10 protein-coding genes are annotated in these 11,789 nt (G+C 61.2%); 3 read left to right on the top strand and 7 right to left on the bottom strand.

What is annotated here, in order from left to right:
* Positions 1-117 precede the first annotated feature (117 nt).
* From V6767_RS19380 to betI, 5 genes are all read right to left on the bottom strand, one after another.
* Positions 118-1,464 (bottom strand): ABC transporter substrate-binding protein, encoded by a 1,347-nt coding sequence (locus V6767_RS19380; protein ID WP_448474969.1) that lies wholly within the window; start codon positions 1,462-1,464, stop codon positions 118-120.
* A 218-nt stretch (positions 1,465-1,682) separates the two neighbouring features.
* The gene (betA, locus tag V6767_RS19385) at positions 1,683-3,347 is read right to left on the bottom strand and encodes a choline dehydrogenase (protein WP_448474959.1); all 1,665 of its coding nucleotides are present in this window, start codon (positions 3,345-3,347) and stop codon (positions 1,683-1,685) included.
* Positions 3,348-3,692: 345 nt separating this feature from the next.
* Positions 3,693-5,156, bottom strand: coding sequence for a betaine-aldehyde dehydrogenase (betB, locus tag V6767_RS19390; RefSeq protein WP_448474960.1), 1,464 nt, complete (start codon positions 5,154-5,156; stop codon positions 3,693-3,695).
* Between the two features lie 3 nt (positions 5,157-5,159).
* The gene (betC, locus tag V6767_RS19395) at positions 5,160-6,677 is read right to left on the bottom strand and encodes a choline-sulfatase (protein WP_448474961.1); all 1,518 of its coding nucleotides are present in this window, start codon (positions 6,675-6,677) and stop codon (positions 5,160-5,162) included.
* The gene (gene betI, locus V6767_RS19400; protein WP_448474962.1) at positions 6,674-7,264 is read right to left on the bottom strand and encodes a transcriptional regulator BetI; all 591 of its coding nucleotides are present in this window, start codon (positions 7,262-7,264) and stop codon (positions 6,674-6,676) included. The genes betC and betI overlap by 4 nt, the downstream gene beginning before the upstream one ends.
* Positions 7,265-7,449: 185 nt before the next feature.
* Between betI and choX the strand changes: the two genes are divergently transcribed.
* The 3 genes from choX to choV all read left to right on the top strand — a co-directional run bounded on the left by choX (position 7,450) and on the right by choV (position 10,452).
* Complete coding sequence (choX, locus tag V6767_RS19405) at positions 7,450-8,391, top strand: choline ABC transporter substrate-binding protein (protein WP_448474963.1); 942 nt, start codon at positions 7,450-7,452, stop codon at positions 8,389-8,391.
* 178 nt (positions 8,392-8,569) lie between these two features.
* The gene (gene choW, locus V6767_RS19410; RefSeq protein WP_448463481.1) at positions 8,570-9,406 is read left to right on the top strand and encodes a choline ABC transporter permease subunit; all 837 of its coding nucleotides are present in this window, start codon (positions 8,570-8,572) and stop codon (positions 9,404-9,406) included.
* The gene (gene choV, locus V6767_RS19415) at positions 9,406-10,452 is read left to right on the top strand and encodes a choline ABC transporter ATP-binding protein (RefSeq protein ID WP_448474964.1); all 1,047 of its coding nucleotides are present in this window, start codon (positions 9,406-9,408) and stop codon (positions 10,450-10,452) included. The genes choW and choV overlap by 1 nt, the downstream gene beginning before the upstream one ends.
* Before the next feature lie 48 nt (positions 10,453-10,500).
* Here choV and V6767_RS19420 read toward each other — a convergent pair whose 3' ends face one another.
* Both V6767_RS19420 and V6767_RS19425 read right to left on the bottom strand, forming a co-directional pair.
* A complete protein-coding gene (locus tag V6767_RS19420) occupies positions 10,501-11,298 on the bottom strand; it encodes a DUF3800 domain-containing protein (RefSeq protein WP_448474965.1) in 798 nt (265 codons plus the stop codon).
* 91 nt (positions 11,299-11,389) lie between these two features.
* Positions 11,390-11,789 (bottom strand): transposase (locus tag V6767_RS19425; protein WP_448474966.1); only part of this gene is annotated, 400 nt, incomplete at its 5' end.

The following is an 11,789-nucleotide window of genomic DNA, read 5'->3' on the forward strand; positions in this document are numbered from 1 at the left end:
AAGCATCGACACGATCTCGCTCGCGCCGCGTCTCCGCCGGCAAAAGCTGTTATAAAATTCTGGAAGTTCGGCGGCGGATGCGGGAAGGCCCGCATCCGTCTCGTTTGGCTGAACGGCCTAGTTCAGCACCCTGGAGATTTTCTTGGAGGCGGTATCGAGCGCCTCCTGCGCAGTCGCCTGACCAGCAAGCGCGCGGGCCACTTCATCCGCAAGAACCTGCTGGGCGGCATCCGATTTCGGACTGCGGATGCGCCACATCTGGCCCTCTTCGGCTACTTCATAGGCATTCTGCAGCGTGGCATAGACCGGCGCCAACCATGGTTCGCTCGGCTCTCCGGAAAGCGTCGACTTGCGGGCCGGGAACGAGCCGACCAGCGCGGCGTTTACGCTCTCGCCCTCCTTGGAGGTCAGCCACTGGAGGAAGGCCCATGCCGCCTCGGGATGTTCCGTCTTGCTGCTGATGCCGGCAATCCAGATGCCGCGATGCGTGCCGGCGCGGACATCGCCGACCGGAAGCACCTGAATGCCGACCTCATCGGTGGTCAGCGTCGTCGACTGCGGATCGACGGCGGTCGACTTGTAGACGCTGCCCCAGGTGATCATGTTGGCGACCGCGCCCTGGCGGAAGGCCTGGAGCGATTCCGAGAAGCCATGGCTGAGGCCGCCGGGCGGCGCATAGTCGAGCAGGCGCTTGTGGGTTTCCAGCGAGGCGACACCGACATCGTTTGCAAAGGCGGGGTTGCCGTCATCATCGAGCAGGCTGCCGCCATTGGCGTTGAGAATCGCCTGCCAGATGGTCGGCGTCAGCGGGTCGCGCACGAAATAGGTATCGATCGCCCAGGCATCGACCTTGCCGTCGCCATCGGTATCCTGAACCAGCTTTGGCGCATTTTCGAAGAATTGCGTCCAGGTGAGTTCCGGCGTCGGCTCAGGCACGCCGGCCTTGTCATAGAGCGAGCGGTTGTAGAACATCAACAGCATGTTGGAGCGGACCGGGACCGCATACTGGACGCCATCCCATTCGCCGGCGGCGAGCGGCGCGGCGTTGAAATCGTCCCAGTCGTAATCCGCGTCGGTGATCGCGGCGATCTCGTCGCCCTTGAGATCCATCAGCGCGCCGATTGAGGCGAGCTGCGGCACCCACGGATCATCCGCCAGCAGGATATCATATTCCGGATCGGGGCTCGTGGCATCGAGCATCATCTTGGCGAGCAGTTCCGTATAGGGAACGCCGTCGATGCGCACCTCGACATTCGGGAACTTCTTGTTGAATTCCGGAACCAGAATGGTCTGCCAGGTATTGGCGAATGCCTCATTGGCCATGATCTTGATTTCGACCGGCTCGCCCGGCGAACCGAGGCCCTCCTGCGCATGGGCCGCAGCGAGCGGCATTGCCGCCAGCACCAAAGACGTGGCCATCCCCTTGAGCACGCGCCTTCTTGCGGCACCCTTTCCTCCAATCATGCTTTTCACGACTTGCTCCTCCTCCGCGTTGCGTGTTCTATATTCTATAGAATATGGAAATTGGGTTCGTCAAGCGCCCGCAAAACAGGTTTTTGCGATGGACGAATAGCCGCGTCACGGCGGAACCGGCGCGCAGGGAGGCCTGGACCGAACGCCGGCCTGGGGCATTCGGTCTCAGAAATAACTATTGAAAATCATAAAGGTAAGTGGCGGTTCGCCTATCGGTCCGACGTGTGCCGTCGCGGGTTCATCCACGGCTCGGCATTTTCCGGCGCAAGCGGATGGCGGCCGAGGATGTGGTCGCTGGCCTTTTCGCCGACCATGATCGACGGCGCGTTGAGATTGCCGTTGGTGATGCGCGGGAAGATCGAGCTGTCGGCAACCCGCAGTCCATCGACGCCGATGACCCGGCATTCGGGATCGACCACCGCCATCGGGTCGCTGGCCGCCCCCATCTTGGCCGTGCCGCAGGGATGGTAGGCGCTTTCGGCATGCTCGCGGATGAAGCCGTCGATCTCGTCATCGCTCTGGATATCGGAGCCCGGCTGGATTTCCTTGCCGCGATAGGGATCGAAGGCGGGTTGCGCGAAGATTTCGCGGGTGAGGCGCACGCAGCGGCGGAAATCGGCCCAGTCCTTTTCATGGCTCATATAGTTGAACACGATCTTCGGGTCCTCGGCCGGATCGGCGCTTTTCAGCGTGATTTCGCCGCGCGAGGGCGAGCGCATCGGCCCGACATGGGCCTGGAAACCGTGGCCTTCCGCCGCCGCCTTGCCATCATAGCGCACCGCCATCGGCAGGAAATGATACTGGATATCGGGGTAGTCGACGCCCGCCGCCGAGCGCAGGAAGGCGGCGCTTTCGAACTGGTTCGAGGCGCCGATGCCGCTCTTGAAGAACAGCCACTCTGCGCCCGCCAGCGCCTTTCCGAACAGGTTCCAGTGCTTGTAGAGCGTGATCGGCTGAGTGCTCGCCTGCTGGATATAGACCTCCAGATGGTCCTGCAGGTTCTTGCCGACACCGGGACGATCGGCGACCACCGGAATATCATGCGCGGCCAGCTCCGCAGCCGGTCCGATGCCTGACACCAGCAGCAGTTTCGGCGTGTTGATCGAGGAGGCGGCGATGATCACCTCGCGGCGCGCCCGGACCGTTTCGACCCTGCCGCCGCGCTCGATCTCGACGCCGACGGCGCGGCCGTTCTCGATCACCACCTTGCGGGCAAAACAGCGGATAAGGTCGAGGTTCTCGCGCTTCAGCGCCGGCTTCAGATAGGCGTTCGCCGCCGACCAGCGCCGGCCTTTCCACACCGTCTGTTCCATCGGCCCGAAGCCTTCCTGCTTCTCGCCGTTATAGTCGTCGGTCAGTTCGAAACCTGCCTGTTTGCCTGCCTCGACGAAGGCATGGAACAGCGGGTTCTTGCGCGGGCCGCGGGTGACGTGCAGCGGACCGGCATTGCCGCGCCAGGACGGATCGCCGCCATGGCCGCTGTCATGCCAGTTTTCCATGCGCTTGAAATAGGGCAGCACGTCGGCATAGCCCCAGCCGGCGGCGCCGCTCTCGGCCCAGTGGTCGAAGTCCATCGCGTGGCCGCGCACATAGACCATGCCGTTGATCGAAGACGATCCGCCGATCACCTTGCCGCGCGGAGTGGCGAGCCGCCGGTTGCCGAGGTTGGGCTCCGGCTCAGAGGTAAAGCCCCAGTCATAGCGCTTCATGTTCATCGGATAGGAGAGCGCCGCCGGCATCTGGATGAACGGCCCGATATCCGTGCCGCCATATTCCAGCACCAGCACCGAATATTTCCCGTCTTCCGAGAGGCGATAGGCCATGGCCGCGCCTGCCGAACCGGAACCCACGATGACAAAATCTGCTTCAGCCAATTTAGACCCTTTCATTGCCGCAGTGGGCAAGTGTTCTACGAGACGCCGCTTGCGGCCCTTAACCGGCCCCTCGTTAGCCGGCACCCTCTCCCCTCTCTGCGTCATCCTCGGGCTTGACCCGAGGATCTAATCACCTTTCCACACGAGACGCGCACCGGCTGTCCCCTAGGGTATTTCACGGCAAGACCCGCCTGCTCCGCTCGCGACCGACGTGGTTGGATCCTCGGGTCAAGCCCGAGGATGACGCCGGAGGAGAAGGAGGGACTATCGCGAAAAACCACCCTTCACACTCTGCCCCTGTCGGGGCATCTCGCCCTCAAGGGGGAGATTGGAGAGGAGAGTCTCTCAATACGGACTATCCACCCTGCCCAGCGCCACATGCACCGTCTTCACCTGGGAATAGAATTCCATCGCCGCCCTGCCGTTCTCCCGGCCAAAGCCCGAATGCTTCACGCCGCCGAAGGGGATTTCGACGGGCGTCAGATTGTAGGTGTTGATCCAGCAGATGCCGGCGGCGAGCTTGCCTGCCACGCGGTGGGCGCGGGAGATATCCTTGGTGAACAGGCCAGCGGCCAGGCCGAATTCCGTGCCGTTGGCGCGTTCGACCACCTCATCCTCGGTGTTGAAGGCGAGCACGCTCATCACCGGCCCGAAGATTTCCTCGCGCGCGATCGTCATGTCGTCGGTGACATCGGCAAACACGGTCGGCTCGACATAGCTGCCCTTCGCAAAGCCATCGCCTGCCGGAACGCCGCCGCCGATCACAAGCCGCGCGCCTTCCGCCTTGCCCTTTTCGATGTGGCCCATCACCTTTTCGCGCTGGCCTTCGGAGATCAGCGGGCCGAGATGGGTTTCGGGATCGAGCGGATCGCCGAGGCGGATCGCCTTGGTACGCTCGGCAAGCCGCGCCAGGAATTTCTCCAGGATCGATTTCTGCACGAACACCCGCGTGCCGTTGGAGCAGATCTGGCCGGTGGAGTAGAAATTGCCGAGCATCGCGCCGCCGATCGCATCTTCCAGATCGGCATCCTCGAACACCACCAGCGGCGACTTGCCGCCGAGCTCCATGGTCACATGGCGCATGCCCGAAGCGGCCGCGGCATAGACCTTGCCGCCGGTCGGCACCGAGCCGGTGAGCGAGACCTTGGCGGTGTCCTTGTGGGTCGCAAGCGCCGCGCCAACATCGCCGAAGCCCTGCACCACGTTGAACAGCCCCTTCGGCGCGCCGGCCTCGATGAAGATCTCGGCAAGCTTCAGCGCGCAAAGCGGCGTCATTTCGGAGGGTTTGAAAACCATGGCATTGCCGCAGGCAAGCGCGGGCGCGGCCTTCCAGCAGGCGATCTGGGTCGGATAGTTCCACGCCCCGATGCCGACGCAGACGCCAAGCGGCTCGCGCACCGTATAGGCAAAGGCATCGCCCAGCGGCACGCTTTCGCCGGAAAGCGAGGCGGCCTGCGCGGAAAACCATTCGAGACTGTCCGCCCCCGACGTCGCATCGGCCACCAGCGTTTCCTGAATGGCCTTTCCGGTGTCGAGCGTTTCGAGTTCGGAGAGCGCCTCGTTGCGTTCACGGATGATATCGGCTGCGCGCCGAAGCACCCGGGCGCGCTCGACCGGCAGCCACGACGCCCATTCCTGCTGCGCGCGCGCGGCGGATGCCATCGCCTTGTCGATGATTGCCGGGGTGGCGCTATGCAGCGTGGCGATCACCTCGCCGGTCGCGGCATAGACGCTTTCAAATGCCTTGCCGGCCGCGTCTTCCACGTATTCGCCGTCGATGAAATGGCTTGCTTTCGGCTGAGCCCGCATAGTTTACTCCCCACGCGGCCAACGCTGGCTGGCCTCGAGTATGTTGAGATCCATGTGATTGCGCATGAAGCGCTCGGAGGCATCCTTGAACGGCTGGAAATCCCAGGGACGGTAGTGCCCGGCCCGAAGCGCCTCATAGACGACATGGCGGCGCGCCTGGCTTTCGCGCACCTCGTCGTCATAGGCCTTCATGTCCCAGAACTGCCGCACCTTGGCCGCGAAATCCGCCGCCGTTTCGGCATGGGTCGGATCGTCGGCGAGGTTGTTCAACTCGTGCGGATCGGCCTCAAGGTCAAAGAGCTGGGGCGGGTCGAGCTCGCAGTGATTATACTTGAACCGGCCCTCGCGGATCGAGACCAGCGGAGCCTGAGAGGCTTCGGCCGCATATTCCATGCGCACCGGAAGCTTGCGTTCGGCACCGCGCGCGATCGGCAACAGGCTTTCGCCATCGACCCACGGTTCTATCTCGCCAAGATCGATGCCGGCGATATCGGCAAGCGTGGGCGTGATGTCGATCGAGGAGGCGGGCGTCTTGACGAGACCGGGTTCAACGCCGGGGGCCGCCACCATCAGCGGCACGCGGGCCGAGCCCTCGTAGAAGCTCATCTTGTACCACAGCCCGCGCTCGCCCAGCATGTCGCCATGGTCGGAGACGAACACGATCGCAGTATCCTCGCCGTAGCCGACGCTGTCGAGCGCCTCCAGGATCTCGCCGATCTTGTCATCGATATAGGAGACATTGGCGAAATAGGCCCGCCGCGCATTGCGGATATCCTGCTTGTCGATCGTCGCCTTGTGCCAGTCATTGGCATCGAGAATGCGCCTGGCGTGATTGTCCTGCTGATCGTAATCGAGGGTGCCGATTTCGGGATCGAGATGGTCGCAATCCTCGTAGAGGTCCCAGTATTTCTTGCGCGCCACATAGGGGTCGTGCGGATGGGTGAACGAGACCGTCAGCATGAACGGCCGGTCTTCCTTGCGACGGCCGAGATCGTAGATCTTGCGCACCGCCTCATAGGCGACCTCGTCATCATATTCGAGCTGGTTGGTGATCTCGCCAATGCCGGCGCCGGTGACCGAGCCCATATTGTGATACCACCAGTCGATCCGCTCGCCGGGCTTGCGGTAATCCGGCGTCCAGCCGTAATCGGCGGGATAGACATCGGTGGTCAGCCGCTCCTCGAAGCCGTGCATCTGGTCGGGACCGACGAAATGCATCTTGCCGGAAAGCGACGTCTGGTAGCCGGCGCGGCGCAGGTGATGGGCATAGGTTGGGATATCGGGGGCAAATTCGGCCGCATTGTCATAGACCCTTGTGCGACGCGGAAGCTGGCCGGCCATGAAGGAGGCCCGCGCCGGCGCGCAGAGCGGCGAGCCGGTATAGGCGTTCTGGAACCGCGCCGAGCGGGCGGCGAGCTTCTTCAGGTTGGGGGTATGCAGAAAATCGGCCGGGCCGTCTGGAAACAGCGTGCCGGCAAGTTGGTCGACCATCAAAACGAGAATGTTCGGTCGCGCACTCATGAAGACATCTCCTTGGCGAGCGTGAGTTCGAGATATTCCAGCGTCATGGCGACGGCATCGCTCCGGCTCATGCCGAAATCCTTCAGCGCGGCGCGCAGGTAAAAGCCGTCGATCAGGGAGCCGAGCCCGGTGGCAATCCGCCGGGCGGCTTCGAGGGGCACAAGCTGGCGCAGCGCATAGACCAGGTTGGAGCGCAGCCGCGCCTCATAGATCGAGAGCAGCCGGCTGGCATCGCCCTTCTGCTGGGCCTGGACGTAAAAGGCGAGCCATGCGGCCACAACAGCGGGGTCGAACTGATCCGGCCCGAACGAGGCCTCGATGATCGCCTCAAGCCGCTCTCTGGGCGTCGTCGCATCCTTGTAGCGGGCCTTGACCGAACTGCCGAACTCGTCAAGGATACGGCGCATGGCCGCAAACAGGATCTTTTCTTTGGAGCCGAAATAGTGATGCGCGAGCGCAGGCGAAACGCCCGCCCGCTTGGCGATCTTGGCGACCGTAACCTCGACCATGCCGACCTCGCCGACTTCGGTGATGGCCGCACGTACAAGCGCTTCGCGACGTATGGCTTCCATTCCGATCTTAGGCATTGGCTGAACCCGCTGAAAAAATGCTCACTGGCGCTGTCTGGCGAATTTCTGGGCAACCCGCCGTTTACATGACTTATCATATGTTATATTGATTGACCGATCAATCAAGGAAGCCGCCAGTTTATTTTGACACGCCGAACGATCCATCACGGCCTTCGACAAACGAACCGAAAGGAAACGCTGACATGTCTTATAACTTGAAACTGACCCTCGCCGCGCTTGCCGCCGCGACCGCCCTTTCCGCCGGCGCCGCCAAGGCGCAGGAAGCAACCGCCTGCGATAGCGTCAGCTTCTCCGATGTCGGCTGGACCGATATCACCACCACCACGGCAACCGCCAAGCACCTGCTGGAAGGCCTCGGCTACAAGGTTGACGTCAAGGTCCTGTCCGTTCCGGTCACCTTCGCCTCGCTGAAGAGCGACGATGTCGATGTCTTCCTCGGCAACTGGATGCCGGCGCAGACCAGCGCCATTACCCCCTACACCGATGAAGGCGAAATCGATGTTATCGCCACCAATCTCGAGGGTACGAAATACACGCTCGCGGTGCCGACTTACACCTATGAAAAGGGTCTGAAGACCTATGGCGACATTGCCAAGTTCGCTGACGAGCTCGACCACAAGATCTACGGCATCGAGCCCGGCAATGAAGGCAATGCCTATCTGGTTTCGCTGATCGACGAGAACAAGCACGGTCTTGAGGGCTTCGAGGTCGTCGAAAGCTCCGAGCAGGGAATGCTCGCGATGGTCGGCCGCAAATACCGCCAGGAACAGCCGATCGTCTTCCTCGGCTGGGAGCCGCATCCGATGAACGCCAGCTATTCGCTGAAATACCTCACCGGCGGCGAGGATTTCTTCGGCGGCGAAGGCATCGTGCGCACCGTCACCCGCAAGGGCTATGCCGAAGAGTGCCCGAATGTCGCCAAGCTGCTTGAAAACCTGAAGTTCACCCTGCCGATGGAAAACGAAGTCATGGGCAAGATCCTGAACGACGGCGAAAACGAGGGCGACGCCACCGCCGAATGGATCAAGGCCAATCCGGATGCCCTTGACGCCTGGCTCGAAGGCGTGACCACCACCTCCGGTGAACCGGGGCTGCCGGCGGTCAAGAAATCGCTCGGTCTCTAAAATACTCCAAGCCCGGCAAGCCAACGCTTTCCGGGCTTTCCTTTTTCGATGATGATATTTTGGCCGCGGACATCGCGGCGCGGGCCCGAGGCAAAATGCCGGGGCCGGACCGCATTGCGTCGCCCTGGCCGGCCGCGCGGTTCAACACACTGAATTCGGGGAACAAAGGAGCAGTCTCTTGCACTGGCTGACGGATTACAAAATCCCGCTGGGACGATGGGCCCAGGATATTTTCGACTGGCTGCAAATGCATGGCGGCTGGTTTTTCGATGGACTCGCAGACGTCATGGGCTGGCTGATCGACCAGCTCCTGTGGATCCTCCAGGCGCCCGGACCGATCGTGATCGCGGTGATCGTGACCGCGGCCTCCTACTGGCTGCAGCGCAACTGGAAGGTCTCGCTGTTCGTCTTTCTCGGCTTTTTGTTCATCATCAACCAGGGCTATTGGGAGGAAACCACCGAAAGCCTGGCGCTGGTGATCTCGTCCTGCATCATCTGCATGGCGATCGGCGTTCCGATCGGCATCTTCGCGGCCCACCGGCCCCGCCTCTATCAGGTCCTGCAGCCGATCCTCGACCTGATGCAGACGCTGCCGCCCTTCGTCTACCTGATCCCGGCGATCGTGTTCTTCGGCATCGGCATGGTGCCCGGCCTGCTGGCAACGGTCATCTTCGTTGTGCCCGCCTCGATCAGGCTCACCTATCTCGGCGTCTCTTCCGTGCCCAAACCCCTGCTTGAGGCGGCGGACGCCTTCGGCGGCACCGGCTGGCAGAAGCTGACCAAGGTCGAACTCCACTACGCCCTGCCGCAGATCATGGCGGGCCTCAACCAGACCATCATGCTGTCGCTGTCGATGGTGGTAGTCGCAGCCCTCGTCGGTGCCGACGGGCTCGGCGTGCCGGTGGTGCGCGCGCTCAACCAGGTCAATCCGGCGCTCGGGTTCGAAAGCGGCTTCGTCATCGTCGTCGTCGCGATCATTCTTGACCGCGTTCTCAAGATCGAGAGGAAAAGGTAATGGCCGATTCAGTCGTTTTTGAAGATGTGAACATCGTGTTCGGCGACCGGCCGCAATCAGCCCTGCCGATGATGGACGAGGGCAAGAGCCGCGCCGAGGTGCAGGAGGAAACCGGCCAAGTGCTCGGCGTCCACAATTGCTCGCTTTCCGTGGGCGAGGGCGAGCTTCTGGTGCTGATGGGGCTGTCCGGCTCCGGCAAATCGACGCTGCTTCGGGCCGTCAACCGACTGAACCCGGTCTGCCGGGGCCGCGTGCTGGTCAATGACGGCAACGGCATGACCGACGTGACGGCCGCGGACGCCAAGACACTGCGCAATATCCGCCTGTCGCGGGTTTCCATGGTGTTTCAGCAATTCGGCCTGCTGCCATGGCGCACCGTCGTTGAAAATGTCGCGCTCGGGCTGGAATTCGCCGGCATGGGCCAGAAGGAGCGGCTCGAAAAGGCGCGGGCCCAGCTTGAGCTGGTCGGGCTTCAGGACTGGGGCGACAAGCTCGTCGGCGAATTGTCGGGCGGCATGCAGCAGCGCGTCGGCCTCGCCCGCGCCTTTGCCACCGAGGCGCCGATCCTTTTGATGGACGAGCCATTCTCCGCGCTCGATCCGCTGATCCGCACAAGGCTTCAGGATGAGCTGATCGAGCTGCAGAGGAACCTTAAGCGCACCATCATATTCGTCAGCCACGACCTCGACGAGGCGTTCAAGATCGGCGACCGGATCGCGATCATGGAGGGCGGCCGGATCGTCCAGTGCGGCACGCCGTCGGAAATCGTGCGCAAGCCGGCCGACGCCTATGTCGCCGACTTCGTCGCCAATGTGAACCCGCTGGGCGTGTTGCGCGCGCGGGACGTGATGAGCGAGGACGAGGCGCTTGCGGATTCGGATTCGCCCACCGTCGAGGCCGAAACCAAGCTTGCGGCGATGATGGATGCGCTCGGCGATGGCAAGGTGCTGCGCGTGGTGGACAAGAGCGGCAAGACGCTCGGCAGCATCCGCCCCTCCGACGTGGTCACCGCGCTCAATCCGGAAAGCAACCAGGAATCGGCGTGATGTGACCGATAACGGTTGCAGATGTCGTAGCGCGAGACTTTTCTTTACCTAACCGAGATCTAACTTCTGCTGTCCAAGCCCTGCTCGTTGTAGGGAGCTATGGGTTGCTGCTGAGTTGATGCGATCTTCGAAGTAAGCCTCGGCCCATGATTCATCTTGAAACTGCTCAGGGCGAGTTTTGTAATTCCAAAGGGATCCAACTATCGATGACACCCAATCGGCCATCTGTACTGAAGGATATAGATGACTTTCAACCTGATAGGGCGGCTCCATTAAACCATATGCTCCGTTAACACGAGAATACATAGTTTGCTGAGCGCTAACCATTAATTTTTCGCGATCGTTGTGTTGATCTACTATAATTGCATAAACTTCTTTATCTGGTTGAAATTTCCTATCAACCGCGCGGATTGTTTTGCTGAGGACCGTTTTATAAAGGCCAGGCCCATTTGACTTTTCGGGATCAGTGTATTTTTCGATACCTTGGTATATAATTTTTCCGCCGTTGGATTTTATCTCGTTTATCAACGCAAAACCCAAACGCTTCGTCCTATAAGCACGAGCGCTGGTGAAGATTTGGTTTCCCTTCTTTTCCCACTGACCAGGGTGCTTACCTGATTCACTGATTTCCGATGCGAAAACGTCACTTTTAAGCTTGTGAAACCACGTCGACCGCGCGCGAACGTTGCTACTGTCGATCATGAATCCGGCCATCCCAAAAACGGGGCTGGTTTTGAAGTTAGGATGTGTGCGGGATACAAACGGACCGATATGGCCGAACTCGTCAAGAAAAACTACGTGCAATGGGCCCCCTCCAAATGCACGAAAACCCGCGCAAAACTGCACGGGTTCCGGCTACGAGAGCAGTTCGTGAACAGAAGTGGCTCGGTTTGTTTGAACAGTTTCGGGCGTTTTGCTAAGTGGATTTCCGCCTCGATTATGCTGCCACCGTCATCGGTATCAGCGCGTTGAAGTAAGCCTGATCCGGCGTCTGCCGGTCAAGGGATGAATGTGGGCGTCGGGTGTTGTAGAAGGTCAGATAGCGACCGATGCCAGCGCGGGCCTCGGACACGGACTTGTAGGCGTGGAGGTAGACCTCCTCGTATTTGATCGAGCGCCAGAGCCGCTCGATGAAGACGTTGTCCCGCCACGAACCCTTGCCGTCCATCGAGATGGCGATTTCGGCTTTTTTCAGCACGGTCGTGAAGTCGATGGATGTGAACTGGGATCCTTGATCTGTGTTGAAGATGTCGGGCTTGCCGTAACGAGCAAGCGCTTCCTCGACTGCTTCGATGCAGAAGGCTGCCTCCATCGTGATCGACAGTCGCCACGACAGA

It is taken from the genome of Martelella sp. FLE1502, assembly GCF_053484255.1.